General features: G+C 68.4%; 26 protein-coding genes and 1 pseudogene. 10 read left to right on the plus strand and 17 right to left on the minus strand.

Features of this window, described 5'->3' with window-relative positions; translation table 11 throughout:
• Positions 1 to 34: 34 nt before the first annotated feature.
• The 6 genes and pseudogenes from RAH40_RS05105 to RAH40_RS05125 all read right to left on the minus strand — a co-directional run bounded on the left by RAH40_RS05105 (position 35) and on the right by RAH40_RS05125 (position 4,625).
• Entirely contained in the window at positions 35 to 400 is a 366-nt protein-coding gene (locus tag RAH40_RS05105) for a GxxExxY protein (protein WP_306601003.1), read from the minus strand.
• Positions 397 to 576 (minus strand): annotated as a pseudogene (locus RAH40_RS23020) (IS630 family transposase); the annotation flags it as partial. The gene RAH40_RS05105 and the pseudogene RAH40_RS23020, both read right to left, overlap by 4 nt.
• A gap of 152 nt (positions 577 to 728) precedes the next feature.
• Positions 729 to 1,865, minus strand: coding sequence for an alkaline phosphatase family protein (locus tag RAH40_RS05110; RefSeq protein WP_306601004.1), 1,137 nt, complete (start codon positions 1,863 to 1,865; stop codon positions 729 to 731).
• 30 nt (positions 1,866 to 1,895) lie between these two features.
• Entirely contained in the window at positions 1,896 to 3,710 is a 1,815-nt protein-coding gene (locus RAH40_RS05115) for a diguanylate cyclase (RefSeq protein WP_306601005.1), read from the minus strand.
• Positions 3,711 to 3,780: 70 nt separating this feature from the next.
• Positions 3,781 to 4,386: a carbonic anhydrase gene (locus RAH40_RS05120; RefSeq protein ID WP_306601006.1), complete on the minus strand. Its 606-nt coding sequence runs from the start codon at positions 4,384 to 4,386 to the stop codon at positions 3,781 to 3,783.
• Between the two features lie 50 nt (positions 4,387 to 4,436).
• Positions 4,437 to 4,625, minus strand: coding sequence for a hypothetical protein (locus RAH40_RS05125; protein WP_306601007.1), 189 nt, complete (start codon positions 4,623 to 4,625; stop codon positions 4,437 to 4,439).
• A gap of 223 nt (positions 4,626 to 4,848) precedes the next feature.
• Between RAH40_RS05125 and RAH40_RS05130 the strand changes: the two genes are divergently transcribed.
• Both RAH40_RS05130 and RAH40_RS05135 read left to right on the plus strand, forming a co-directional pair.
• Positions 4,849 to 6,147, plus strand: coding sequence for an EAL domain-containing protein (locus RAH40_RS05130; RefSeq protein WP_306601008.1), 1,299 nt, complete (start codon positions 4,849 to 4,851; stop codon positions 6,145 to 6,147).
• 52 nt (positions 6,148 to 6,199) lie between these two features.
• Positions 6,200 to 6,625: a hypothetical protein gene (locus RAH40_RS05135; protein WP_306601009.1), complete on the plus strand. Its 426-nt coding sequence runs from the start codon at positions 6,200 to 6,202 to the stop codon at positions 6,623 to 6,625.
• Here RAH40_RS05135 and RAH40_RS05140 read toward each other — a convergent pair.
• Both RAH40_RS05140 and RAH40_RS05145 read right to left on the minus strand, forming a co-directional pair.
• Positions 6,618 to 6,821: a hypothetical protein gene (locus RAH40_RS05140; RefSeq protein ID WP_306601010.1), complete on the minus strand. Its 204-nt coding sequence runs from the start codon at positions 6,819 to 6,821 to the stop codon at positions 6,618 to 6,620. The two genes, RAH40_RS05135 and RAH40_RS05140, sit on opposite strands and share 8 nt — an antisense overlap.
• A gap of 149 nt (positions 6,822 to 6,970) precedes the next feature.
• A complete protein-coding gene (locus tag RAH40_RS05145; protein ID WP_306601011.1) occupies positions 6,971 to 7,900 on the minus strand; it encodes an ion channel in 930 nt (309 codons plus the stop codon).
• Between the two features lie 151 nt (positions 7,901 to 8,051).
• Between RAH40_RS05145 and RAH40_RS05150 the strand changes: the two genes are divergently transcribed.
• Positions 8,052 to 9,944, plus strand: coding sequence for a hypothetical protein (locus RAH40_RS05150; RefSeq protein ID WP_306601012.1), 1,893 nt, complete (start codon positions 8,052 to 8,054; stop codon positions 9,942 to 9,944).
• A gap of 48 nt (positions 9,945 to 9,992) precedes the next feature.
• Here RAH40_RS05150 and RAH40_RS05155 read toward each other — a convergent pair whose 3' ends face one another.
• Positions 9,993 to 10,646: a YkgJ family cysteine cluster protein gene (locus RAH40_RS05155; protein WP_306601013.1), complete on the minus strand. Its 654-nt coding sequence runs from the start codon at positions 10,644 to 10,646 to the stop codon at positions 9,993 to 9,995.
• A 125-nt stretch (positions 10,647 to 10,771) separates the two neighbouring features.
• Entirely contained in the window at positions 10,772 to 11,542 is a 771-nt protein-coding gene (locus RAH40_RS05160; protein ID WP_306601014.1) for a hypothetical protein, read from the minus strand.
• A gap of 240 nt (positions 11,543 to 11,782) precedes the next feature.
• Here RAH40_RS05160 and RAH40_RS05165 point away from each other — a divergent pair, with 240 nt between their 5' ends.
• The 4 genes from RAH40_RS05165 (at position 11,783) to RAH40_RS05180 (ending at position 14,725) form a co-directional block, all read left to right on the plus strand.
• Positions 11,783 to 12,655 carry a lipopolysaccharide assembly protein LapB gene (locus RAH40_RS05165; RefSeq protein ID WP_306601015.1) on the plus strand — a complete coding sequence of 291 codons (873 nt, stop codon included), beginning with the start codon at positions 11,783 to 11,785 and terminating at the stop codon, positions 12,653 to 12,655.
• Between the two features lie 2 nt (positions 12,656 to 12,657).
• Positions 12,658 to 13,371 (plus strand): class I SAM-dependent methyltransferase, encoded by a 714-nt coding sequence (locus tag RAH40_RS05170; protein ID WP_306601016.1) that lies wholly within the window; start codon positions 12,658 to 12,660, stop codon positions 13,369 to 13,371.
• A gap of 149 nt (positions 13,372 to 13,520) precedes the next feature.
• The gene (locus RAH40_RS05175; protein ID WP_306601017.1) at positions 13,521 to 13,982 is read left to right on the plus strand and encodes a VOC family protein; all 462 of its coding nucleotides are present in this window, start codon (positions 13,521 to 13,523) and stop codon (positions 13,980 to 13,982) included.
• Between the two features lie 53 nt (positions 13,983 to 14,035).
• The gene (locus tag RAH40_RS05180) at positions 14,036 to 14,725 is read left to right on the plus strand and encodes a hypothetical protein (RefSeq protein WP_306601018.1); all 690 of its coding nucleotides are present in this window, start codon (positions 14,036 to 14,038) and stop codon (positions 14,723 to 14,725) included.
• Here RAH40_RS05180 and RAH40_RS05185 read toward each other — a convergent pair.
• The gene (locus tag RAH40_RS05185) at positions 14,695 to 15,528 is read right to left on the minus strand and encodes an alpha/beta fold hydrolase (RefSeq protein WP_306601019.1); all 834 of its coding nucleotides are present in this window, start codon (positions 15,526 to 15,528) and stop codon (positions 14,695 to 14,697) included. The genes RAH40_RS05180 and RAH40_RS05185 overlap by 31 nt on opposite strands.
• 190 nt (positions 15,529 to 15,718) lie before the next feature.
• On the opposite strand from RAH40_RS05185, the gene RAH40_RS05190 reads away from it, so the two are divergent.
• On the plus strand, positions 15,719 to 16,453 hold the full coding sequence (locus RAH40_RS05190; protein WP_306601020.1) for a 2OG-Fe(II) oxygenase: 735 nt from the start codon (positions 15,719 to 15,721) through the stop codon (positions 16,451 to 16,453).
• Positions 16,450 to 18,654, plus strand: coding sequence for a rhamnan synthesis F family protein (locus RAH40_RS05195; protein ID WP_306601021.1), 2,205 nt, complete (start codon positions 16,450 to 16,452; stop codon positions 18,652 to 18,654). Before RAH40_RS05190 ends, RAH40_RS05195 begins: the two co-directional genes overlap by 4 nt.
• On the opposite strand, the gene RAH40_RS05200 is transcribed toward RAH40_RS05195, so the two are convergent.
• From RAH40_RS05200 to RAH40_RS05225, 6 genes are all read right to left on the minus strand, one after another.
• Positions 18,640 to 20,022 carry a lipopolysaccharide biosynthesis protein gene (locus RAH40_RS05200; RefSeq protein WP_306601022.1) on the minus strand — a complete coding sequence of 461 codons (1,383 nt, stop codon included), beginning with the start codon at positions 20,020 to 20,022 and terminating at the stop codon, positions 18,640 to 18,642. The genes RAH40_RS05195 and RAH40_RS05200 overlap by 15 nt on opposite strands.
• A 93-nt stretch (positions 20,023 to 20,115) precedes the next feature.
• Positions 20,116 to 20,289, minus strand: a complete 174-nt coding sequence (locus tag RAH40_RS05205; RefSeq protein WP_306601023.1) for a hypothetical protein — start codon at positions 20,287 to 20,289, stop codon at positions 20,116 to 20,118.
• A 114-nt stretch (positions 20,290 to 20,403) separates the two neighbouring features.
• Entirely contained in the window at positions 20,404 to 21,159 is a 756-nt protein-coding gene (locus tag RAH40_RS05210; protein ID WP_306601024.1) for a LytTR family DNA-binding domain-containing protein, read from the minus strand.
• A complete protein-coding gene (locus tag RAH40_RS05215) occupies positions 21,150 to 22,142 on the minus strand; it encodes a sensor histidine kinase (RefSeq protein ID WP_306601025.1) in 993 nt (330 codons plus the stop codon). Before RAH40_RS05215 ends, RAH40_RS05210 begins: the two co-directional genes overlap by 10 nt.
• Before the next feature lie 18 nt (positions 22,143 to 22,160).
• Positions 22,161 to 22,667, minus strand: a complete 507-nt coding sequence (locus RAH40_RS05220) for a hypothetical protein (protein ID WP_306601026.1) — start codon at positions 22,665 to 22,667, stop codon at positions 22,161 to 22,163.
• Between the two features lie 26 nt (positions 22,668 to 22,693).
• On the minus strand, positions 22,694 to 23,335 hold the full coding sequence (locus RAH40_RS05225; protein WP_306601027.1) for a hypothetical protein: 642 nt from the start codon (positions 23,333 to 23,335) through the stop codon (positions 22,694 to 22,696).
• 218 nt (positions 23,336 to 23,553) lie between these two features.
• Between RAH40_RS05225 and RAH40_RS05230 the strand changes: the two genes are divergently transcribed.
• Positions 23,554 to 23,895 (plus strand): hypothetical protein, encoded by a 342-nt coding sequence (locus RAH40_RS05230; RefSeq protein ID WP_306601028.1) that lies wholly within the window; start codon positions 23,554 to 23,556, stop codon positions 23,893 to 23,895.
• Positions 23,896 to 24,012 lie beyond the last annotated feature (117 nt).

Raw genomic sequence — 24,012 nt, forward strand, 5'->3', positions numbered from 1 at the left:
ACACCTTGTCCCCCCCCTTCGCCTCGGGTCCAGTTCAGGGCTTGGTGTTGACGAGTCGCTTGATGCCCCCGTCCTTGAGGGGCCAGTTATGAAAATTGATCAGCAGGCCCACCTCGAAATTTGCAAAGTGGAGGCAGCTATTCAGTTGGGCGAAGTCGGCCTCCGAAAACTTCGCAATGGCCTTCGCCTCGACGACCACCTTGTGGTCCACCTCGATATCCATGATGTAGGCATTCTCGACGCACAATTCCTTGTAGGTGCGGCGCCTCGGCGATGGGCTTTTCGACGGGTGCTTCGGCGCATGTAATCTTTGCGCCGACTGATGCTTGAGAAAGCCATCGCCGAGGCGCCGAGGAGGCCGAGGATACCGAGGAAAAGAAAAAGGCAGGTTCGCCGTCAACCCTTGGCAGAGGCCGTCCGAATGGCCGCGAGGGCCTGCCGTGCTCGTGTCACCTTGGCGAGGATATCGTTCGCGGACGCGGTCCAAACAAATGGTTTCGGAGCGGCATTGTGTCTCGCGATATAGGTGTGGATCGCTGCTTCGAGTTCCGGGACGGATCTGCCCGCAGGACGCTGCGCGCAGGCAAGGTCCGGCTCCGCGCCATTTCCTCAAGGCGTCTGAATTGCTCCACAGTTAGATCAACTCGCCCCACTCGCGCCAAAGTTCTCACCTGCCGCTTGGATGCGACGAGCTGTATTGGCGTTACAGGTATTTCTGGCGGCCTACACTAGCGCAGGCCTTCCACGACCTGTCCGTCCGGTTGCTTTGCCCAATGGATGTCCAGCCATGAGGCCACGGTCGGGGCGATGTCCCAGAGGGGAACGGCAGGCAGTGCGGTCGTCCGGCTGGTGCCCAGGGCCACCAGCCAGGTGTTCATGAGCGGGGTCCCGGCATCGAACCCATGGGCGCCGACCCGGCCGATCTTCTCCTTCTCGCCCGCCAGCGGTGACGTGGCGGACGCGATCCAGGTTCCCGCCGGGCCCTCCACGATGAGATCGCCGATGCGCGGGTTGGCGGCCAGGTGGAACTCCGCCGGCAGGTCCGCGCGGCGCCAGGCCTTCAGGCCTGCCGCGGCCAGGGCCCGCATCGCCTCGTCCGACACCGGGGCCTTCAGGTAGGCGTAGGCGCTGCCTCCGTGGGCGATCACCGTGGCGGGCTGGCCCAGCAGGGGCCGGATGTCCATCCGCCGCCCCATGGCCGCCATGCCGTGGTCGGCCAGGAGGAGGATGCGCAGGCCCGGGTGGTCGGCCAGCATCCGCTCCACCCGCGGCGCGATCTCCGCGTCGATCGTCCCGAGCTTGCGCCGCACCTCCGGGCTCGCGGGCCCGTTGTAGTGGCCCTCGGCATCGGTGCCGGACAGGTAGGTCATGACCAGGAGGGCCCCGTCCTGGAGCGCCTTCTCCGTGAAGTCCAGGGCCGCGCTGTCGGGCACGCCGTCCCTGTAGGCCTCGAGTCGCCAGGGGGCGACGCCCTGCCAGGGGGCGTCGCCGCAGGGCCAGCCATAGACGGCCGTGCGAACGCCGCTGCGGGTGGCGGCCACCCACAGCGGCTCCCGCTGGAGGTACGTGGCGCGGGCGGAATGGCCGACCAGCCCCAGTTCGGGATCGATGAATCCGTTGGCCACGATGCCGTGGTGCTCCGGCCAGCAGCCCGTGGCCAGGGTGGCGTGGCCGTTGAAGGTGGTGGCCGGGAAGGGCGGGCGCCCTTCACCCCGCTGGCCTTTCTGGCTGAGCGCCCAGAAGCGGGGCATGGTTTCGGCCGTGAACTGGGTGGCCCCCAGCCCGTCGAAGCTCATGACCAGCACGGGGCCGGCCGCGGAAAGGCCCAGGCAGGCCGCGAGGAGGAGGAAGATGAGTATTTTCATGATTACTAATATACCTCGTCCTCACGTCCGTCAGGCAGGCAGCTCGGTACCCAGGGCGCCCGCGCTCACCGTGCGGTTCCGTCCCTGTCCCTTGGCCTGGTAGAGGGCCTGGTCCGCCAGGGTGATGAGCGCCTCCTGGCTGCGCGTGTGCTCGGGGTAACTCGCCAGGCCGACGCTCATGGTGATGTGCCGCCCCGGGGGAAAGGCCCCTTCCGGCAGTTCGAGCGCCTGGACGATGATCCGCAGGCGCTCCGCCAGGGCCAGCGCGAACGCCGCCCCGGCGTGCGGGAGGAGGATGGCGAACTCCTCGCCCCCGTATCGGGCCACCACGTCGCCGCTGCGCACATGGGCCTGGAGGCACTGGGCGAACAGGCGCAGCACCTGGTCCCCGCCTTCGTGGCCGAACTCGTCGTTGAAGGCCTTGAAATGGTCGATGTCCATCATGAGCAGCGAGAACGGCAGTCCGTTCCGCTGGCACTGGTCGAAGGTCTTGGGCAGGAACTCGTCCAGGAACCGGCGATTGAACACGCCGGTGAGGCCGTCCCGCAGGGCCCGCTCCCGGGCCAGATCCAGGGCACGGATGCCCTGGAAGGCCGACGTGGCGGCCCCCACCAGGGCCGTGGCGATGCGGAGGCGCTCCGGGGTCCAGTGCCCCGGGTTCCTCGCCTGCAGGTTCACCAGGCCCAGGATCCGCCCCGAGGCCACCATGGGCAGGCAGGCGTAGGCCCCCCCCTGGGGGACGCCCAGGGGGCAGACGCAGGCCGTGGCGGCATCGCTCGCCAGGCTCACGGGGGTGGACTGCCGGAAGGCGCGGCAGTGGTCCGCCTCGGCGAGCACCGGGTGGCGGGCCGCCTCCTCCGCGGTCATGGCCGGGAGGGCCGGGACCAGGCCCTGGCCTTCGTCCGGATGCAGGAGGATGCGCTGGGCGCTGGACTGCACCTGGCGCGCCAGGGCCTGGTCGAGGGCCGCCAGCAGGTCGTCCTCCCGGGTCAGGCGCTGCACGAGTTCCTCGAAGGCCCGGGTGGCCAGGGCCTCGTCATGCTCCCGGCGCAGAAGGCTCTCCCGCTCCCGGTTCCGCACATCGAGCTCGAAGAGGGCCCTGCCCAGGATCTCTACCTCCTTGACCGGCTGATTTTCGCCGGGCTCCGAATAGCCGTCGCCGGCTCTCGCCTGCTCGGCCAGGTCGGCCAGGGGCACCGACACCCGCAGCAGGAGCCAGCGGGCAAAGAGCAGCGCGGTGATGAAGAGCCCGGTCTCCGTGGAGTAGCCCAGCCAGCGGGCGTAGGCCAGGGTGCCCTCGATGCCCTGGAACCGCTCCTCGTCCCTGGCGTCCAGGAGCCGGGTGAGCTGGGCGCTGGCCGCCTTCACGGCGCCGAAGGCGCGGTTCTCCTGGGTCAGGGCGCCCTGGAGGTCCTTCAGGGGGCCCTGGAGGCGCTGCCGGATGAGGGGGACGGCCGCCTTGTCCTGCCACTGGGTGATGAGGAACGCCAGGCGGTCCATCTGCCCCCGGTCCGCGGGGCCCGCGTTCTCGGGCAGGTTCCCGCGCAGGGCCCGGAGGGGCTCTTCCGTATTCCGTCCCCGCGTGGCGTAGGCCTCCAGGTAGGCCTGGTCGCCGCTCCCCAGGAAGCTCCGCAGATCGGCCTCCTGCTCCAGGAGCACCACCAGGAGCTCCTGCTGGGCCCGGTACCGCACCAGCGACCGCCCCTGGGCATTCACCTCCTCCACCAGCTGGGGGTGGACGAAGTTCCGCAACTCCAGGGAAACCAAGAGGAAGGCCAAGCCCAGGGAACCCAGGCCCAGGAACAGGTAGGTGCGAAGGGAACGGGTCCGTCGGGAAAACAGCAAAATCGGCTCCAAGTGATGAAGCGTACTCGGTTGCCAATTTATCGGTGCGGACGGGCCCGATATTGAGAATTCAGGCCGCCGGCCCGTCGCAACTCACCTGGAGATCCCGGATCAACCCGTCCCCCAGGTCATAGATCCAGCCGTGAAGGGTCACCTGGTGGCCCCGCTCCCAGGCGCCGAGCAGGACCGGCAGGCGGCGGAGGGTGGCCACCTGGGCGATGACATTGAGCTCGCAGAGCCGCCGCAGGCGCGCGGCGTCATCCGGCAGGGCGGCCAGGTCGGAGGCGTGGGCCCGCCTCAGGCGGCGCAGGTGCTGGATCCAGCCTTCCAGGGGCTCCCGGGCGGGGGGGCCGAAGGCGGCCTGGACGCCGCCGCAGCCGTAGTGGCCGGTGACCATGACGTGGGAGACGCCCAGCTCCTCCACAGCGAACTGAAGCACCGCCTGGCAGTTGGGGTCCTCCGGCAGCACCAGGTTGGCGATGTTCCGGTGCACGAACAGCTCTCCGGGCGCCAGGCCGACGATCTCGTTGGCGGGCACCCGGCTGTCCGCGCACCCGATCCACAGGTGCTCGGGCGCGTGGAGCGCGCAGAGCCGGGAGAAGAAGGCCGGGTCCCGCGCCACCTGCTCGCGGGCCCACCTGCGGTTGTTCTCGAACAGGGCTGGAAGGAAGCGCATGGACGGTCCTCGACCTCACGGTAGGCCAGGTGGAGGTCCCGGGGCAAGCTTCAGTTGTCGCCCGCCCGTACAGGAACCCGGCCGCCCGAGATCACGTTCAGGAGGCGCCCCAGCGGAAGCAGCGTAAGTCCATAAACGAAGCGGTACATGGGGCTGCGCTGGCGGCGGTCGAACAGGGTCTTGCGGCGTTCGGGGGCGCTGCCGCCGATGCGGGGGGTATGCCTGTGGCGACGGCTCATTGGAACTCCAGTAGGCGAACGGATGGAAAGAAGCTTAACGGAAGGTACCCGGGCCGGGCCACGGATTATTCACGGCGCGCCGGCGTTCATGACCTTTCCGGTTGTACACTTGCTGAAATTCCAAGCCTGACAGCCGCACAGACAATCGTTATGCTGGGTGCAGGGCCCGACGATCTGTCCGATGACGAACCGGTGGCCCTCGCTCACCAAATGGATATCGACCATGACGCAACCTGAGGACTTCCTGGGCAACGGCACCGACCTGCACTGCCCGTGCATCCAGGACCGCAAGGTGCTGGTGATCGACGACAGCCGCATGGCGCGGCTGCAGCTCACCGCCATGGTGCGCAAGCTGGGCCCGGCCCAGGTGACCGAGGCCGCCGACGGCATCGAGGCCCTGGGCATCCTGGCGGAGGAACCGGACTTCCACCTGATCCTCTGCGACCTGCAGATGCCCCGCATGGACGGCGTGGCCCTGATCGGGCGGATCGCCGGCCTGGGGCTGACCCCTCAGCTCGTGATCACCAGCGGGCTTGAGACCGGCATCATCGAGACCGTTCGCCACATGTCCCGGAGCTACGGTTTCCCCTGCGTCGGGGTCCTGTCCAAGCCAGCCACCCTGCAGGACCTGGTGAACCTCCTGGCGTCCCAGGACTTCACGGAGGGCCTGGCCGCCTCGGGCCCCCGGGCCCCCGGCCACGAGACCCTGCCCCTGCAGGACATCCGGACCGGCATGCGCAACCAGGAATTCGAGTGCTACTTCCAGCCGCAGGTGTCCATGCAGGACAACCGGATGAAGGGCGTGGAGGCGCTGATCCGCTGGCAGCATCCCGAGCTGGGCCTGCTGCGCCCCGGCCGCTTTCTTCCCCAGCTGGAAGAGTCCCCGGAGGCCATGTCCGAGCTGACCCTCCAGATCCTCCAGAACATCGCCGCCAAGCGGGCCCAATGGCAGAAGGACGGCATCGATCCGGACTTCTCCGTGAACCTGTCGGCGTCCTCCCTGAGCACCGAGGGGTTCGCGGACCGGATCTTCGACGCGGTCTCGGCCCACTCCCTCGAACCGGAGAAGATGGTGCTGGAGGTGACGGAATCGGCCAGCACCGCCAACCTGGGCCACTCCCTCTCGAACCTGGCCCGCCTGCGCATGCGCGGCTTCCGCCTGAGCATCGACGACTTCGGCACCGGCTACGCCACCTATGAGCAGCTCGAGCGCATCCCCTTCACCGAACTCAAGATCGACATGTCCGTGACCCGGGAGCTGGGGAAGTCCAAGAAGCACGCCATCCTGGCCAAGAGCCTCCTCCGGCTGGCCCGCGACCTGCGGCTGCACACCGTCGCCGAGGGCATCGAGACCCAGGAGGGCTGGAACGTCCTCAAGAGCCTGGGCTGCAACTGCGGCCAGGGCTACTTCCTGGCGCGGCCCATGCCGGCGGGCCAGCTGCCCGAGTGGAGCCGCCAGGAGCGCCCCCACCTGGATACCTTCCAGCCCGGCCATGACCGGCGCGCCGTCCCCCGCGCCTGACCGTGGCACACTGAGGATACGGACGCACGAGCGCCCGGGAATGGAGCGCCCCATGGTCCGATGGTTGACTGCCCTAGCCCTGCTGGGACTGGCCTGCGCCCGTCCCCATCCCGAGATCGATCCTTACGTGGGCAAGGGGATCCAGGCCTTCCTGTCGCACAGCGCCCTCCGGCCCAGCCTGGTCCGGCAGGAAGCCGATGGCGCGACCTATGTCTTCGAGATCGTGGACGTGGCCTCGGCCCCCGTCCCGCCCGCGGCTCCCGCCGCGCCGCAGAACATCGAGAACCGGCCCGCCCCCATCCAGATGGGCCCGGGCAACGGCTTCATCCATGCGTTCGAGGGACCCCGGGTCGCCCCCGGCACGCCGGCGCCTGTGGCCCTGCGGCAGGCGCCGCAGTCCCGGACGCGCTACCTGAACGTCCGGACGGGCCCGGACGGGGTCATCCGGTCCTACACCTTCAGGAAATCCCTCAATTGACCCGGATCCGGACGCCCCGCATGTCGGTGGAAGGGACCACCCCGCCGAAGAAGAAGTTCACGCACTTCCTGCAGATCACGTTGGCGTACCGTCCGGCCGCCTTCCTCCGGCGCTCGGCGATCCAGCCGCTGCCGGGGTTGATGAGGAAGCACCAGTTGCAGCGCACGGTCTCGGAGGATGTTCGCTTCTCGTTCATGGCAGTCTCACCTGGCGGATCGGAATCCTACAAACGGTCCCGAAAAACAGAAACCCCCGTGGCCGGGGGCTGACTCAGCGGGCGGGGGCCCGCGTCGGATGGAGCACGGGTAGTATCGGCCCCTGAGGTGCCGTGTCAACCCGGCAGGATCAGCCCGCCACCCCGTCCACCAGGTCGATGTCCAGCTCCAGGGCGCCATCCGCCGCGGGACGCGTCATGGGCGTGAACGGCGGCCCCCACAGCACCTCTTCGGCGGTGTAGGACGTGCGCTGGTAGATGGTCTGGGAGAACGTGTCATCGAAGGCCTTAACCAGGACAATGAATTCCGCATTAATTTTTCGCAGGGCGGCATCGTCCATGCCGGCGAGGGGACTGGCGTCATCGATGGGGTGCACCACCGTCCAGTTGGCGGGGAACAGGTTGATGCGGCTCCGCTCGAGCGCGAGGGTGTGGAAGCGCCGCGTGCCGGTCTCCGGGTCCAGCCGCGAGAGGACCACGGTCGCCTCCACCTCGATGAGCTGGTTGCTGCGCTTGTTCACGAACCGGAACATGAAGCCGCTGCCGCCGCGGTAGGGGGCCACCAGGGCATGCCGGCTGAAGCGGATCTGGGCGTGGGGGCGGGAGAAGCGGCCGTAGAGCAGCCCGGTGGCCAGGGCGAAGCTCAGGAGCCCCAGCAGGGACTCCAGGGCCGCCACGGCGCTGGCCAGGTGGCTCTGCGGGCTGATGTGCCCGTAACCCACGGTGGTCAGGGTCTGGGCGCTGAAGAAGAAGGCGTCCAGCAGCCTGTCCACGAATCCGCTCCCCCCGGGCCGTATGAAGTGCTCCATGCCCACCGCCAGGTAGACGCCGGCGAACACCAGGTTGGTGAGCAGGTAGCCCAGGAAGAGCAGGGCCAGGAACCGGGCGCCCCCCATGGTGATGAGCCGATGGTACAGCTCGTAGGGGCGGAACCAGGGCAGGCCCACCCGGCGCACGTTGATGCTGCCGTCCTTGTTCATCCACCGCCGGGCGCCGGACCGCAGGCCCAGGCCCAGGTCGTCGCCAGGCGGGAGCTTGTCGAAAGCGGAGGGGGCGGTCATGGGGCCCCAGGCTACCACTTCCCGCCGCTGCGTGGCCAAATGGTCCTGTTTTGATCACATAGCCCTGCGCCGCAGAAAAGGGACCGGAGGCCTCCGCACTGCTACCCTGGGTGTTCGCATCTCCCGTCACCGTTGCAGGAAGGCGCATTGGATGAACACCCCGGAAGAACTCGATCAATCCAGGACCCAGGATGAGGCCCTCCGACGTCTGGAGGAGGTCCGCCGCCAGGCGCGCCGGGACCTGGAGGCCGATCCCGCCCGGTCCGCCGCCTTCGGCGAGCAGGTCCCCAAGCTGCGCCTCAACGGCATGCAAGGCCGCAACCACAACCCCAAGGCCGTGACCCGGACCCTCGCCTCGGCGGGCGAGGAGGGCCGGTGGCTCCTGGCCCTCCTGGGCCCCGGCGACGGCCTCGCGAAGGTGGTCATGGAGTTCCTGCCCCACTTCGACCTGGCCCCGGAGCGGCGCTTCCTGGCGGCCCTGGCCTGCGCGGGGGAGGAGCCGGGCAAGACCCTGGAGTTGCTGGACCACGCGGCCCTCGGATCGCTGGAGGATACCCTCGCGGTCGTCCTGGCGGCCCTGGCCGGCCAGCCGGCCCTGGACTTCGAGGAGCAGAAGAAGATCGAGATCCTCTACCATTCCGGGGGAGACGAGGGCGCCCAGGACCTCCAGCGGCGCTTCGAACAGGCCCGCTCCCGCTTCCAGGTCCACGTGAAGCACCACCACCTGCGGCTCGTCCCCGAAGCCGTGCGCCAGGACCCGGGCGCCTACGCCCAGGTGCTCCGGTCCCTCCTCCAGGCCGACCCCTACGGCACCCTGGAGTGCCTGCGCGACCCGGACCTGGCCCCGCCCTTCCGCGACATCCCCCAGGCCACCCGGCTTGAGCTGCTGGACGCCGCCGCCGCCTTCGGCCTGGGCTTCGCCTCGAACTACCTGGACCTCTTCGGGGTGCAGGACACCCCGGAGACCCGCGCGCGCCTGCAGGCCGTCTTCGCCCAGGACCTCACCGCCGGCTCCAGCATCTACGGGGCCTATGCCCTGGAGGGCATCCAGAACTATCCCTTCGGCCTGGGCAAGATCGAGCCCGTGTTCCCCCGGCGCATCTCCAACGCCGAGGCCCTGGCCTACCTGAAGAAGGACGACCCCGGCAGCGTCCTGCCCAGGACCTACAACGCCGTCGAGGTGGGCAACGCCGTGAACCTGCTCCAGGAGCGCGAGGTGCTCCGGTTCCTGGAGATGCTCAAGGCCGACATCTTCCTGGGGTGGAAGGCGCAGTATTCCGAGAACAAGCGCGCCGTGGTCTTCGGGGACCTGGACCTCAAGATCCGCAACATCCTGTTTCTCATCGCCCACGCCACCTTCCGGGACAACGCCTACTTCGACGACCTCCTGGCCTTCATCGCCGCCACCCACCCGTCCACCGCGGGCAACGACGCCCAGCTGCACCTCCTGGCCAACCGCCACTTCTTCCTGGACGTCCTGGGCATCAACCCCGGCCTGCTCTTCAACAGCCCCCAGCGGGGCGCCGCGGCCCTGAAGGCCCCCATCGAGGAGGTGAAGAACTTCCGCATCCTCTACATGCTCCACGTGGCCATGTCCATCCACCTGCACGTGGGCGACACCCTGTTCCGCAACGTCCCCATCGCCTGGAACATCCTCCAGAAGCAGGGCGACGGCCTCCTGGACACCGCCATGCAGGAGGTGCTGGGGTTCTTCGACACGATGGACACCCTGCTGGTCCTGGGCGGGCCCGTGGTGCCGGACCTGCGGAGCTGGCTCCCCAGGATCACCGACGCCCTCTCCCAGGCCCTGCCCGAGGTGCCCCTGGAGCCCGCGGAGCCCGGCCGGAAGCCCGCCCTGCGCCTGCTCACGCGGGAGGCCGTGGCCCGCCACCGGGACCTCCTGAACGCCTACTGCCTCCAGGTGCTGCGCGAAGGCGCCTCCCGCGCGGGCGTGGGCGTGACCAACGCCATCCAGAACCTCCGCCTGCCCCGCACCAAGACCGACAAGCTCTTCGCGCTGCTGGAGGAGGACAGGAAGCGTTAGGAGCCCGGCCAGGTATTCGTCCGTGTCCCGGACTTGCGGGCCACCCTCCTAGCGCAGATCCAGCAGGAGCCTGCCCATGGTCTTCTTCACCGAGTCCCGGTGGATGGTGAAGATGGCGCTGATCTGGTAGTTCACCTCCACGTAGGTGATCCCCGCGGCCTCCGGATCCGGGACGCCGTTGTGCGGCCTGCAGTGCGCGTCCGTGCCCTCCGCCAGCTGGGCGCGGCACACCAGGGGCCGCACCGGCCAGATCGCGCAGGCCCGGTCCGGGCCGAGGAACACGCAGGACCGGTCCGCATCGGGCTGGTCGTCCCAGGTGGTGGCGCCGGTGTGGTCCCCGGCGGCGTCGAAGTCCACGTAGCGCAGCTGCCGCTCGATCCTGGCGTAGTCGATGGGGATGCCGTGCTCCCTGCAGTGGGCATCGATCTCCCGGGCCTCCTCGCCGGTGCAGTACACCAGCTGGCGGCAGCAGTTGGCGCAGCCCTTGTGGCAGAACGGGGCCGGATAGCCGAACCGCGCGTCCCGCGCGAGCAGGGTCCGGATGGTCTCGTCCACCCGCGCCTGGGCCGCGCGGGCGCGGTCCCCGCCGCCGGCGGCGTAGGGCGCCGCGGCGCGCTTGAGTTCCTCCCAGAAGACGTCCGCCCCGGCCTCCTCAAGTTCGTCGTAGAGGTTCCCGTAGAACAGCATGTCGCCGTCTCTCATGACATGGTCCTCGACCCATCTGCGGGGGTCCTCCATCGCGCCTCCCTGGCCAGGGTATCCGGAATCCCCGGCGGATTCCCCGCTGCGGGCGCATCCGGATCCGGGGCGTACCGCGCGTCACACCCCTACTTCCGCTCGTAGACGGCCGTCGCCTTCTCGTCCTCCTTGCCGGGCACCCAGAACGTGAAGGTCAGCGACTTCCCGTCCGCCGCCAGTCCGAGGGTCCCCAGGGTCATCACCTTGCCCCCCATCCGGGACTCGAAGCTGAACGTGCCGGCGTCCACCACCCTCCAGGCGTCCGTCGTGCCCTTGGCGACGGTCGGCCCCATCACCGGGATGGCCGTCCCGTCCGTGGGACCCTCCTCGGTCATCTGGTACTCGGGCATCTCGAACCGGATCCTGCCCGGGGCCGGAACCGCCACGATGAGGGTCGCGGTGCTGGGCACGCTCTTGACGTTCTTCCACTTGCCCGGGAGGCCGGGCCCTCCCGACACCCGCTCGTACACTTCGGAGGACTCCACCTTGGAGCCGTCGGGGCGGAATTCCGTGTAGGAGCTGGACAGGAGCCTGCCGTCGCCGGAAACCGAGGTGAGGCCCTTCTGGATCACCTTGCCGCCGAAGGTCCACTCCCGGTTCCAGGCGTTCTCCCCGGCCCGGGTCCACGTCACCTGATTGCCCCAGGGCGTGGCGCAGGGCTTCCCGTCCAGGGTGAAGTCGAACTCGGCGGTGCTGCCGTTGGAGAAGTGGATGCCACCCCCCGGGGTGGCCTGGTAGGTGAAGGTGTCGCCCGTGAAGACGCTGCGGGCAGGGTTCAGAACCCAGGTGCCGTCGAAGGGACTGGCGGCGAAGCAGGATCCGGCCGCGAGGACGGCCACGGCGAAGGTACGGAATTTCATGGGGAACTCCTTGGAAAAGAAGGGTTGGGAAATCCCCGGTGGGCCTGCACGCCTCCGCATGTTATTTCTGGTTGAAGGTGCGGATGGATGCGCCCTTCGGGACCGGTGCGACGAAGCGGACAGAATTAGACGATCATCCCCGCATCAAGTCAAGTGCCGGCCCGCGGAATCAACTATGCTAGTGGCAATCCAATAACCAACCCCAATGGATGCGGCATTCCGCCCCTTCCCCGGTCCCCCATGAACCCCAAAGACCTCCTCCAGTGCGGTGACGAACGCCGGAAAGCCCGGGATTACCAGGCGGCCGTGCCCTACTACGCGCGGGCGCTGGAGCTCGCCCCGGCCAACCGGCGCGCCCATCTCTCCCTGGCGGACGCCTACCGCGGCCTGGGCGAGACGGGGAAGGTCATCGAGATCCTGGAGCACTACCTGGTGACCAGCCCCGTGGACGCGGAAGCCCACTGCCGCCTGGCCGACGCCCACAAGAAGTCCCGCCACCGCGAGCTGGCCGTGGCCCACTACCGGCGGGCCCTGGCCCTGGAACCCCGGAACCGCTTCGCCCTCATGGGCCTGGGGGACCTCCACCACAAGGCGGACGAGCCCGCCGAGGCGCTGGCCTGCTGGGAGCCCCTGCTGGAGCTGAATCCCGCCCAGGTGAACGTCCAGACCCTGGTGGGCAACATCCACCGCAAGGCGCAGGCCTTCGACCGCGCCGCCGCCTGCTACCGCCTCGCGCTGGCCCATGATCCGGGCAACACCTTCGCCATCTTCGGCCTGGCCGACAGCCTGCGCGGCCTGGGCCGCTTCGAGGAGGCCCGGCCGTTCTGGGAGGAGCTCCTGCGCCGGGACCCCAGCCAGCAGGTGCTGACCCGGGCCGGGGACTGCTTCCTGCGCCTGGGACTCCTGGACCGGGCCCAGGAGATGTTCGAGCGTAGCCTGGTCTCCGGGTTCGACAAGGCCACCCTCATGGGCCTGGCCAAGGTCCAGCGCCTGGGCGGCGAGTACGACGTCGCCCACCAGATCTACCGCCAGATCCTGGAGCGCCATCCCGGGGATCCCCGGACCCTCGCCCTCCAGGCGGAAACGGTCGCCGAACAGACGGCAGCCTCCTAGCCATGTTCCGGGACCATTACGAGGAGACCTACGCCCTGCGCGCGGCCGCCTATGACCGCCTCGTCGCCTGCGAGGACGAGGCCGGTTCGCTCCTGCCCGCCCTGGAGGCCGTCGCCCCCTGCCGGGGCGCGCGCATCGTGGAATGCGGCGCCGGCACCGGCCGCCTCACCCGCATCCTGGCCCCCCATGCCGCCGCCCTCCGCGCCTTCGACGCCAGCCCCGCCATGCTGGAGGTGGCGCGGCCGGGCCTGGCCCCCTTCCCCGCCGTGGCGCTGGCCGTGGCCGGGCACGGCCGCCTCCCGGTCGAGGACGGCTGGGCCGACCTCGCCCTGGAGGGCTGGGCCTTCGGCCACGCCGTGGCCTGGCACCCCGCAGACTGGCCGGAGCGCACCGGGCAGTGGGTGGACGAGCTGTTCCGGGTCCTGCGCCCCGGCGGCGCCGCCGTCCTCCTGGAGACCCTCGGCACCGGCACCCCATCCCCCGGGGCGCCCGGCGAAGGCCTGGCCGCCCTCTACGCCCACTGGGAGGCCATGGGGTTCCAGCGCCGGGTCCTACGCACCGACTTCCGCTTCAGCTCCCTGGAGGAGGCCCGGACCCTGACCCGGGGGTTCTTCCGCAAGGACTTCGACTTCGAGGACCGGGACGGGGTGGTGCTGCCGGAGTGGACGGGCCTCTGGTGGAAGCGCAAACCCGCGGAAGGGGCCCCGCCTGCCTGACGCCGAAGTCATGTGACCTCCATACCGTGCGGACGGACAGTGAACCATGACCGGAAAAATCACGATTCCTACCCCACCCGCAAGCGGTCCCTCCGGCATCCAAGGACGGGGAACTGGGCAAGGGCCCGGCCCCACTCCAAGGAGGACCCATGAAAGGCCAGGTTCGACCCATCCCCAAGGGCTACCACACCGTGACCCCCTACCTGGTGGTGCATGACGCATCCCAGGCCATCGCCTTCTACAAGAAGGCCTTCGGAGCGACGGAGAAATTCCGCATGGACGGGCCGGGCAACACCATCGCCCATGCCGAGATCCAGATCGGCGATTCCCGGGTCATGCTCGCCGACGAGGTCCCGTCGATGAACGCCCTATCCGCCAAGACCATCGGCGCCACGCCGGTGACCCTCATGGTCTACGTGGAGGACGTGGATGCGGTGTTCAAGACGGCCCTCAAGGCCGGGGCCACCCAGACCCGCAAGGTGGAGGACATGTTCTACGGCGACCGGACCGGCTCCCTGACGGACCCCTTCGGCCATGTCTGGCACATCGCCACCCACAAGGAGGACCTGACGCCGGAGGAGATCCAGCACCGGATGATGGCCGCCCACTGACCGGTGCGGAATGCGGCATGGCGACGGCGCGGCCATCGGGCTAGGGTAAAAGGATGGATATCGCTGGCCGCTCCCTCGCCCTGCTCCTGGTCACCGCCTCCCTCTGCGGGCAGGTCCCGCTGGACAGGATGGAGCTGCCGAACCGGATCCTGGCCGAGGAGATCCTCCGGAAGCCCCAGTTCTCCTTCCAGACGACCACCCCCCCGGTGGACGTGCGGGTGTCGACCATGGAGAAGCTGTTCGACCACCCGCGGCTGGCGGCGGCCATGTGGCGGGAGTGCCAGTTCGCGCCCCGGCTCTTCGCCTTCCCCCTGCCCTCCAGCGGCCTGATCGTGGACGACACCCGGGGGCTCAAGGGAACCCTGACCCTCGCCTACCGGGAGCCCGGCAAGCGGGTCTACCTCATCGACGGGCGGGTGGAGCGCTGGCGCATGGGCAACCCCTTCGCCGTGGGCGCGAAGATGGTGGTGATCTACTCCTACTGGCGCGGCCCCAAGGGCTTCCAGAGCCGCCTGCAGACCTGGACGGCCCTGGACAGCGCCCTCCTGGGAACCCTCACCCGCCCCTTCAAGAAGTACATCCAGCACCGCCAGGAGGAGTTCATGGGCTACATCCTGGCCAACATGTCCCACGGCGGCGAATTCGCGGAGCACAGCTACGAGGACTTCCTCGGTCCCATCCGCCGGGAGGGGGACCCGGAGGCGGTGCGGGACTACCTGGAGGTCTTCGGCAAGCGCAGGTGAAGGCCGGCATCGAAGGCCCGCAGCGCGTCCAGGAACATCGCCGGCTCGTCCCACATGACCCAGTGCCTGGCCTTGGGGAAGGCCACGGTCCGGAAGTCGGGCAGGTCCTGGAAACCGAAGAAGGCCAGCGCCGCCTTGCGCCGGGCGGGGTCCGGGTCCTCGGTCCCGGCCTTGAAGTGCGCCACCGGCAGCTTCAGGCTCCCCTGGCGTCCCTTCAGGGAATCCACGGTCATGCCCCGCAGGTAGGCCTGGATCGCCGGAACCGGCACCAGGAGGGCCTCCGCCAGCACCCGCGCGCCCTGGGCCTCCCCTGACGTCATGGGCTTGAAGAACGACTGGAGGGCGCCCCGGGGGTCCGCCTCCAGGGCCTTGACCGCCCCATCGAAAAAGCCCGCCGGCACCACCCCCAGGAAACTGTCCACGAGCACCAGGCCCCGGAAGGCCCCGGGGTCCCGCAGCACCGCCAGCGCCGACAGGGGCCCGCCCATGGAGTGGCCCACGATGAGGCAGGGCTCCAGCTGCTCCCGGCGCACCAGGGCGGCCAGTTCCCCGGCGATCGGCTCGAAGGCCGCCGCCCCGTCCACGACGGCCGGCCCGTCGGATCCTGAGCTGCCCGGCAGGTCCACCCGCACCACGGTGTGATCCTTGGCCAGGGCCCAGGCCACCTCGGCCCACACCTCCCGGTTCCCGCCCAGCCCGTGCACCAGCAGGACGCCAGGCCCCTTGCCTTCCCGCACGAACGAAGGCACCGAGGCGAGAAGGCCCGTTGCCAGGACCAGGGGGAGAAGGGACCGAAGGCGCATGGGGAACTCCGCTTTGGTCACCAGGGTATCCGGCAAACGGGCCAGCAACATTCCGTCCGAGAACCGCCCGTGCGCCCGAAGGCTGTTCTGTATTGACGAATTCAACAAGAAACGTATCTTTGCAAAGCTAAATTTGCACCAGAAGGGTTCCCTTGCAGGTCCACCGAGCCAACCATCCAGGACCCTTGCCATGTTGAACATCCCGAAAATTTCTGGACATCCCCTGGAGGAGGTCCCCTTTTCGTGGGCCGCGATCGGACCGCTGTTCGAACCCGGAGATGCCGATGCGCTCCTCGCCTCCTTCCCCACGGATCATTTCAAGGACATCGCGGGCTACGACGGCGAGAAGGGCTATCGGTACCGCGCCCGCTCCCTGGTTCACATGGGCCGGGAAGGTCCTTCCCATGCGGCCAGCCTGAGCCCGGCTTGGCGCGGCCTGGCCGGGGATATTCTCTCACCCGCATACCGCCAGGCGATGATGCACCTGACTGGGCTGGATCTCAGGACCGCGGTGATGGAGGCCAATATCACGGACTATGGGCCTGGGGCCTGGCTGGGGCCGCACCTTGACCTGCCCGCGAAGCTGGTGACCCATGTGCTCTACTTCAACCGGGCCTGGACCCCCGAGGATGGGGGAGGCCTTCGCATCCTGCGCTCGCCCCTGGAAACCGACGTGTTCCAGGAAATCGTCCCGGTCGTGGGCAATTCCGCGGTGCTGGTGCGTTCCGATGCATCCTGGCATTCGGTGCCCCGGGTGTCCTGCGACCACCGCCGCGCCGTGAACGTGATCTTCCATTCGCCGGGTTCCGCCAGTTCGATGTGGACGCCGCCGGAGGTCCGGCGCTCCACCGGCGAGATGGCCCCTCTGGCCTTCGTGGCCGAGCTTGTGCGGGCGGTGAAGCGGCGCGTGGAGGGTTTGCCATGATCCGCATCGCCCAGGTCGGCACATTCGATGTGGATAACCTGGGCGACCTGCTGTTTCCCGTGGTATTCAGCCGGATCCTCGCGGAAGTGGGCAGCGAATGGGGAATGCCCATCGAGTGCTCCTTCTTCAGTCCCCAGGGACTCCCGGAGGGTACCCTGTACCGCGACCAGATCGGCACCCTGCCCCTCGGCGACCTGGACCGGCTGGATTCGGAAAACCCCTTCGATCTGATCTTCATCGGGGGCGGTGACATCGTGCGGGATGACGACAGCTCCCTGGCTGCCATCTACGGACCGAACGGCTCCAACCTGGGGTTCTCGCACTTGATGTCGCCGACACGACGCCCGGATCCCCGGCTCGTGCTCCTGATGGCGGGCGTTCCCTTCGCCCTGGAGGCCGATTTCAGGGCCTACCTTGCCAACAGCTTCTCCCGGCTCCGCCTTGCCGCGGTGCGGGACCGCGTGTCGGCCAGGCGGCTCTCCGCCCTGGTTCCGGCAAACCTCCGGGTGCTTCCCGACCTGGTGCGTGGCTTGGCCCACATCCATTCCCGGACGGAGCTTCTCGGCCGGAAGGATTCGCTTGTCCCCCCGAACCTGGCGGAGTCGGGGTACCTGTGCTTCCAGACCAACGCGGCGCCGGGTGCGGATGTAGGGACGATCGGGCAGGCGCTCCTGCAGCTGGAGCAGAGGACGGGCCTCCCGGTGGTGCTGATGGAGATGGGCAGGACCGGCGGCGAGGGCATGGTCCTGACCCGATTGGAAAAGCGTTTCCATTTCAGGTACGCCCGCCAGGGGACCGGCCTCGGATCTGTGTTGCAGAGGGTCGCGGCCATCGCCGGGTCCCGGGGATTTCTCGGATCCAGCCTGCATGGGGCCATCCTGGCCCACACCTACGGGGTGCCGCATTTCTCCTACGCGGGAGGATCCCTGGACAAGATCAGGGGCTTTTATGAATGTTGCGGAACGGGCCTCTGCTTCCCGGATTTCCATGCCTTCGAGGGGCAGCTGCCCGCCATCGCCGAGCGCATCTGCGGTTCCCCGGTCCCGGACGCCCCCGGCCCCTCGGATGATTATTCGGCCATTAAGGGTTTCATCCTCGAAGCGCTTTCCTCGGTCCGGGACGGGAAACCTCCTCCCGCCCCCTACGTCAGGCAGGTGGACAAGGATTATCAGCGGTCCCATACCCGGCGGCAATGGCGCCTGGACGCGCGGATTACCCGGTTGCGCTTCCCCGCCCTGGCCATCCGGCATCCCCGGATCCACCTCGCCGTGATCCGCGCCATCAAACTCGCCTGGTGGACCGTCTCCTTCCAGCTCCTGGCCCGGTACCGGCAACGCCGGGATGCAAACCACTCGGTGATCCATGAAAGCGCCCTGGTCACCCCCTTGCCGTGGCTGGGCGGAACGGACCGTCCCGCTCCGTCGATCGCCGTGGTCTGCCACCTGTACTACGACACCCTGGCCGATGAGATCCGGACCTACCTGCTGCACATCCCTTTCGGCTTCGATCTGTTCATCACGACCGACACCGAGGTGAAGCGCCGGAGTATCGAAAAGGCCTTCCTGGACTGGAACCAGGGCCGGGTCGAGGTAAGGCTCGCCGAGAACCGCGGGCGCGATATCGCCCCGATGCTCATCACGTGTGCGGACGTCTTCGACCGTTATGAATTCTTCCTTCACATCCACGGCAAGCGGTCACCCTACGGCAAGCCCTACACGCATTGGCGGAAATACCTCCTGGACACGCTCGTGGGATCCGCGGGGATCGTTTCCAGCGTATTCGAGATATTCCATGAATTGCCGAACGTCGGGATGATCGGACCCCAGAACCCGAAATGGATCCGACCCCAGCCTACCCTGACCTCGGATTACGACTTGGCGGTGCAGTTTCACCGCCGGATCGGCCTGGAACTGGACTTCCGGCGCCGGATCGAATTTCCGGCCGGATCCATGTTCTGGGGCCGGTCCCTGTCCCTGCGCAAGCTTCTGGACGCGGGCCTCACCCTGACGGACTTCGCACCGGAACTGGGCCAGACCGGTGAAACCCTCGCCCACCTGATCGAACACCTGTTCTTCCGGATCTGTGAAGGCTCGGGCTATTCCTGGTTGAAGATCGCCCATCCGCTGCAGAGCGGGGAGAACCGGGAGCTGGTGAGGTTGACCCGGCGGGAGGAGATGCAGTTCCTGCTACTTCCCGGTTGACGCCGCATCCCGCGCCTCCTGGCGCATCATCCGGGCGATTTCCGCATAGGCCGCCAGGGTCCGCGCGAGACGCCCCAGGAGGGATCCCGTGACCACCGCCAGGGTACCGCCCAGGTACGGCCCGAGCAGGCAGGCGCTGACCGGGAACACCACCAGCCCGGCCAGGACGCCCCGGCCATAGGGCCACGACCGCCCCGTGGCGAACAGCGTGTTCAAGGGCAACGAGCCGGCCTTGATCACGGAGAACCAGAGGCAGACCTTCATGATCGGGATCCCGTCCACGTAGCGGGGGATCGCCAGGGGCACCAGGTGGGGCAGCAGGGACGAGCCCAGGAGGACCAGGGGCACCATGACGACCGCCAGTCCGATCGCGAACGGCAGGGACCCGGCATAGGCGAGCCTGACACTGCCGTCACGCGCATAGGCCGCAACGACGCGGGGGGTCATGGCCTGGTTGACCGCCTGGGGAACGATGAGCATGCCTTCCCGCAGAACCGAGGCCACGGCGAACAGGCCGAGCCCGCCCGCCCCGCCCAGCCAGAAGATCAGGACGCTCTCGGTCGCCATCCAGACGGTGGTGTAGAGTGCGTTCCAGAAACTGTAGGGAAGGCCCATTCCCACCACTTCCTCCAGGGCGGCCCGGCCGAGCCGGAGCGGCACCTTCAGGGGGCGGAACCGGTGGTAGAGCCAGATTCCGGCCATGGCGGGGAGCGCAGCCCGGATGCAGAGGCCGTAGATGCCCGTGAACGGCAGGATGAAGACCAGTCCGAACCCCATGGCCGCCTGAAGGAACTGGATCCGAGCCATGGCCACGAACTGGTGGGTCGCACGGTAGGTCGCGTTAAGGTAGCCCCCGTAATAGACGTTCCAGCAGAGAACGGCCTGGGACGTCCAGCCCGCCAGGGCGATGAAGTCATTCCGGAAAAGGGCCATGAAGGCGAACACCAGGAAAACGAAGGAAGCCAGGCCCGAAACACCGGCGTTCCACGCGCCGGCGACCGAGGCCGCAGCCTCGGCCTTGTCCTGCCTGTCCGTTCCGGCGTAAAAGGGGATCTGGCGCCCGATACCGTCGAACGTGCCCAGCTGAAGGAAGGTGAGATACATGATCGGAAGGGTGAAGACCCGGAACAGGCCGGTCTCCTCGGGTCCGAGGAAGCGCGCCACCAGCAGGCCGCCCAGCGCCCCCAGAAGCGAGGTGGAGATGCTGCCCCCGGAGAGCGCGGCCACGGACCCGAAGAGCTCCCCATGGCCCATGAACGCTGCCCTGCCCTGGGCCAGCCACCCGCCTGCGCCCTTGGCCAGGGCCGCCCGCCAACCCTCAGGCCCCTCGCCGCGAGGTAGGCTCGGAGGGGCGGACGGTGAGCGCATGCCTCATCGTCGGCATCGAGGCGGCCATGTCAAGCGGGACGCGCGCACCAGGACCAGGCCTGGCGATGCCCTCCGCCTCCGCTGGCGCAGAGATCAGTGCTCCGGCTGGACGATCCGGATCTGCGCGTCGATCTCGGCCTGGAGGATCTTCGCGGCCTCGAGGTAGGAAGGATCGCCGGTCGCCTTGGCCGCAGCATCCAGCCGGAGCAGGAGCGTTTCCGCAAAGTCGAAGGAAATATGCAGCAGGGGCGTCGTAGTGGAAGACATGGGACCTCCTGTGGCCAGACTCCCCAAGTTAGGCCGAAAAACCCCGGAGCACCATGTGTTGAGGCGAGGGAATGCGAGGGATGGCCGAGGTTCCCAGGTGCCGATGGCCAGCCTTCAGCCGTTCAGGCACCGGCGCAGGGCGGGCATGCGTTCGCGGCTCACCGGGATGCGCTCGCCGCCGGACGTGGTCAATTCGCCGCCCCCCCCGGTCTCGACGGCCAGTTCCCTGATGGCCGCCACGGCCACCATGGCCCCCCGGTGGCAGCGGAAGAAGGCCGGGGAGAGCATGGCCTCCAGCTCGTCCAGGGTGCGGTCGAGGGGGAAGCGGCCTTCGGCGGTGTGGGCGAAGAGCAGGCGGTTCTCGGTGGACAGGTGGCTCACGTCGCTCCAGGCGAGCACGCGCAGGCGGCCCTTCCGGGTGACGATGAACCGCTCGGGCGCCTCCTTCTTCCGCACGGCCTCCATGGCCTGGAGGAGCACCGCGACGTCGGGCTGGGCCAGGAGGCGGCCTTCCACCCGCCTCAGGGTCTCCTCCAGCCGTTCCGTGACCAGCGGCTTCATGAGGTAGTCCCAGGCCTCCCAGCGGAAGGCCTCGATGGCGTGGTCGCCGTAGGCCGTGACGAAGACGATGGGCGGAAGCTTCAGGTTCTCGGCCCGGGCGGCCCTCAGCAGCCCGAAGGCGCCCGCGGGCGGGAACTCGATGTCCAGGAAGAGCACCTCCGGCTGGATCCGGCGCAGGAGCGCCAGCCCCGAAATGCCGTCCTCGGCCTCGCCCAGGCAGCAGCTGCCCGGCCTGAGCTCCTCCACCATGTCCTGCACGCGGGAGCGCGCCAGGGGTTCATCTTCGATCAGGGCATAGTTCAGGGACACAGCCTCAGCTCCACGACACAACCGGAATCCACGTCCGGCCATTGTAACCGACCGCCCATCGCTTCCAGGCGGTGGCGGACCGTGCGCAGGCCGATGCCCTCGGGCGCGCCCGCCTGGCGCCCGACCCCGTCGTCCACCAGGCGGATCAGGGGTCCCTCCACCGTCAGGTGGAGGCTGCAGGATCCCACTTTCGGACGGAAGCCGTGCTTGAGGCTGTTCTCCACGAGGGGCAGCAGGAGCAGGGGCGGGATGGACCGCCCCCGGCTGGCCTCCGGCAGGTCGAGGACGAAATTCAGCCGCGCGCCGAACCGGAGCTTCTCCAGTTCCAGCAGGTGGCGGAGCAGGTCGAACTCCTCGCCGAGCGTCCAGTTCTCCCGCTCCAGGGCCTCCAGGATCTTCCGCAGCAGGAGGGAGAGGTGTTCGATGGCGCGCTCCGCATCCTTCGGCGCCTTGGAGACCAGGGAGGCGGCCGCGTTCAGGGCGTTGAACAGGGTGTGCGGGCTGAGCTGGGACTTGAGCGCCAGCAGGTTCGCACGGGCGCTGGACTGCTCCAGGGCGCGGGCCATGGCCACCTGGGACGAGGTGCTCCGCACGCTGACCACCAGGCTCGAGAGCAGGAGACCCATCGTCACGACGAAGAAGGCCGAAAGCTGGAGGTGGAGGACGTGGTCGGCCGTGAAGAGCAGGACCCCGACGAGGACCAGGTACACCAGCATCCACTTGCCCAGCGAGAGGATGGCGGCCCAGCCGGGGTCGAGCCGGGGTGGATGGGCGAGGATCCAGGGGCTCAGCGCCTCGTAGCTCCCCCACAGGACCACGGTGCACACCGAGCCCACGCAGAAGCTGAGAAGCAGGTAATGGGGCACCGGTCCGGAAAGGAGGGCCTGGGCGAGGGCGCTGGGGATGCCCCCGAGCAGGACGGCCCTCGGCACCCAGCGGAGGAAGGCTCCCTGGAAGGGGCGGATGTCGGGATTCCAGTCCATGGGTTCGATCCTGTCTTCCTAGAAATGGACACCGACCCCGATGCCGAGATTGTTGACGGTGATCGCGGGCCGGCCGAAGACGTACTTCGAGTCGTAGCCGATGGACCAGGTGAGGGCGCCGGCCCGCTTCTCGTACCCCACGAAGGAGACCAGGCCGAAGGGATTGGTCCCGCTCCGGTCCCCCCTCCCGATGAAGCCCACCGTGCCGATCTCCATGCGCAGCCACCGGTGCACCACCATCTCCAGCACGACGCCCGTGCAGAGGTAGCGCTCGTGCCTGCCTCCGACGTCGAGATCCAGGGAGGAGACCCTCAGCCCGTACCGCTGGGAGGCGTTCGCGGACAGCAGGAGGTCGCCGCCCAGCTCCAGGTTCCCGTGGCGGGCCCCGTCCTGGGTGGCCTGTCCGCCGCCCAGGTTGAGCCGGAGGAACACCGTTTCGGGCGGACGGCCACCGGCGGGTTCCTGGGCCGGCAGGGGGATCCCCATGAGGAGGACCGCAAACAGGACGCTTCGAGAAAGGAGCATGTCGCCTCTCCTGGGTTGAAAGACCATTACCATCTCCCCGTCACTGCGAACTGGACGTTGAGGGCCTTGCGGAGTTCGGTCGGGACCTCGCCGGTGGGGACCTGGAGGCCGCCGGCCGCGGGACGATCGTACTGGGAGAGCACGGCCCGGGTTTCGAAGCCCAGGTGCCGGTTGACCTGGTAGCCCAGGCCCAGGGCGGCCCAGGGGCTCACGCGGTTCTTCCGGGTGTCCGAGCGGTAGTCGCCGTCCGGGTCGTGATTCCAATGGTCCGTGATGGTGAAATGTTGGAACCATTGAAGCACCCCGGCCCCTGCCAGGCAATAGAGGCCATTCCCGGCCGTGCCGTCGAAGGCGTAGAGCAGGTCCGCCCCGGCCCCGGCCGAGAAGAAGGTGCGCTCCTGCACGTAGTTGGAAAAGGGCCGATGGTACCGGGAGACCCGGAAGAGATCCAGGTCCAGGCGGGGGCGCACCGACAGGCGCTCCCCGGTCCTGACGGTGACCTGGAAGCTGGTGCCGAGCCCCACTTTGTCGTTGAGATCCGTCCTCAGGTCCGAAAGGGGCGCGTCCACCGAGACGGCCCCCCCGAACTGGACGGGCAGCTGGGCCCCCAGGGCGGGGCCGAGCCCCAGCAGGAGAAGGGGAAGGAGGGTCAAGGGACTGCGCAACATGGGGTCTCCTTTCGGGAAGAGGACTTCGGACCAGGAAGGCCGGGCGGTGCCCGCCCAAATCACCATGAACGAAGAATGACCCCGGGAGGGAAACGATCGGACCAACCCCACCTATCGCGCGACGAATGGAGGCAAAAAACCTACGGGGATGGGGCCGTTGTGACCGATGCACCCGGAGCTCCGGCCATAATAGGACGAACAGGTAGTTTGAGGTGACCATGAGTGAATGGCGGCACATCGCAACCGCCCCGAAGGACGGGAGCATTCTTATCGGACGCGGGTCCTTCGGACCGGGCGACGAGGACGGCATGCTCGCCGTCGCCATGCGCTGCCAGGACGGGAAGTGGCTGCGGGACCAGGACGGGAACGGGTTCACCGTCCCCTGCTTCCCCACCCACTGGATGCACATGCCCGCGCCGCCCAAGCCCCAGGACCGCCTGGTGGCGTTCAAGGCCTGCGACCGGGACCGGGAGGAGTTCTTCACCGAAGGCAAGTCCTGGGAACGCTGCTGCGACGCCGACGCCGAGGCGTGGTTCACCTGGCCGGTCAAGCCGTCCTGAGCCCTGGATGGCCGAAGGACCGGGGCCTGCCTTGAGGGCCCCACGTACCTGGCGTCCCCGAAGGCGAGGACCGGACCGAAGCTGAAGGTCTCCTGGCCGCGTCCGGGCCCATATAAA

Source organism: Geothrix sp. 21YS21S-2 (assembly GCF_030846775.1).
Lineage (GTDB): Bacteria > Acidobacteriota > Holophagae > Holophagales > Holophagaceae > Mesoterricola.

Excerpts from the sequence above, each read along its gene's own strand:
- RAH40_RS05150 (WP_306601012.1), top strand. The coding sequence starts at position 8,052 with ATGAACACCCCGGAAGAACTCGATCAATCCAGGACCCAGGATGAGGCC.
- RAH40_RS05215 (WP_306601025.1), bottom strand. The coding sequence starts at position 22,142 with ATGGACTGGAATCCCGACATCCGCCCCTTCCAGGGAGCCTTCCTCCGC.
- RAH40_RS05185 (WP_306601019.1), bottom strand. The coding sequence starts at position 15,528 with ATGCGCCTTCGGTCCCTTCTCCCCCTGGTCCTGGCAACGGGCCTTCTC.
- RAH40_RS05190 (WP_306601020.1), top strand. The coding sequence starts at position 15,719 with ATGTTGAACATCCCGAAAATTTCTGGACATCCCCTGGAGGAGGTCCCC.
- RAH40_RS05170 (WP_306601016.1), top strand. The coding sequence starts at position 12,658 with ATGTTCCGGGACCATTACGAGGAGACCTACGCCCTGCGCGCGGCCGCC.
- RAH40_RS05230 (WP_306601028.1), top strand. The coding sequence starts at position 23,554 with ATGAGTGAATGGCGGCACATCGCAACCGCCCCGAAGGACGGGAGCATT.
- RAH40_RS05135 (WP_306601009.1), top strand. The coding sequence starts at position 6,200 with ATGGTCCGATGGTTGACTGCCCTAGCCCTGCTGGGACTGGCCTGCGCC.
- RAH40_RS05205 (WP_306601023.1), bottom strand. The coding sequence starts at position 20,289 with ATGTCTTCCACTACGACGCCCCTGCTGCATATTTCCTTCGACTTTGCG.
- RAH40_RS05120 (WP_306601006.1), bottom strand. The coding sequence starts at position 4,386 with ATGCGCTTCCTTCCAGCCCTGTTCGAGAACAACCGCAGGTGGGCCCGC.
- RAH40_RS05200 (WP_306601022.1), bottom strand. The coding sequence starts at position 20,022 with ATGCGCTCACCGTCCGCCCCTCCGAGCCTACCTCGCGGCGAGGGGCCT.
- RAH40_RS05140 (WP_306601010.1), bottom strand. The coding sequence starts at position 6,821 with ATGAACGAGAAGCGAACATCCTCCGAGACCGTGCGCTGCAACTGGTGC.
- RAH40_RS05125 (WP_306601007.1), bottom strand. The coding sequence starts at position 4,625 with ATGAGCCGTCGCCACAGGCATACCCCCCGCATCGGCGGCAGCGCCCCC.
- RAH40_RS05155 (WP_306601013.1), bottom strand. The coding sequence starts at position 10,646 with ATGAGAGACGGCGACATGCTGTTCTACGGGAACCTCTACGACGAACTT.
- RAH40_RS05220 (WP_306601026.1), bottom strand. The coding sequence starts at position 22,667 with ATGCTCCTTTCTCGAAGCGTCCTGTTTGCGGTCCTCCTCATGGGGATC.
- RAH40_RS05145 (WP_306601011.1), bottom strand. The coding sequence starts at position 7,900 with ATGACCGCCCCCTCCGCTTTCGACAAGCTCCCGCCTGGCGACGACCTG.
- RAH40_RS05165 (WP_306601015.1), top strand. The coding sequence starts at position 11,783 with ATGAACCCCAAAGACCTCCTCCAGTGCGGTGACGAACGCCGGAAAGCC.
- RAH40_RS05175 (WP_306601017.1), top strand. The coding sequence starts at position 13,521 with ATGAAAGGCCAGGTTCGACCCATCCCCAAGGGCTACCACACCGTGACC.
- RAH40_RS05180 (WP_306601018.1), top strand. The coding sequence starts at position 14,036 with ATGGATATCGCTGGCCGCTCCCTCGCCCTGCTCCTGGTCACCGCCTCC.
- RAH40_RS05110 (WP_306601004.1), bottom strand. The coding sequence starts at position 1,865 with ATGAAAATACTCATCTTCCTCCTCCTCGCGGCCTGCCTGGGCCTTTCC.
- RAH40_RS05160 (WP_306601014.1), bottom strand. The coding sequence starts at position 11,542 with ATGAAATTCCGTACCTTCGCCGTGGCCGTCCTCGCGGCCGGATCCTGC.
- RAH40_RS05130 (WP_306601008.1), top strand. The coding sequence starts at position 4,849 with ATGACGCAACCTGAGGACTTCCTGGGCAACGGCACCGACCTGCACTGC.
- RAH40_RS05195 (WP_306601021.1), top strand. The coding sequence starts at position 16,450 with ATGATCCGCATCGCCCAGGTCGGCACATTCGATGTGGATAACCTGGGC.
- RAH40_RS05225 (WP_306601027.1), bottom strand. The coding sequence starts at position 23,335 with ATGTTGCGCAGTCCCTTGACCCTCCTTCCCCTTCTCCTGCTGGGGCTC.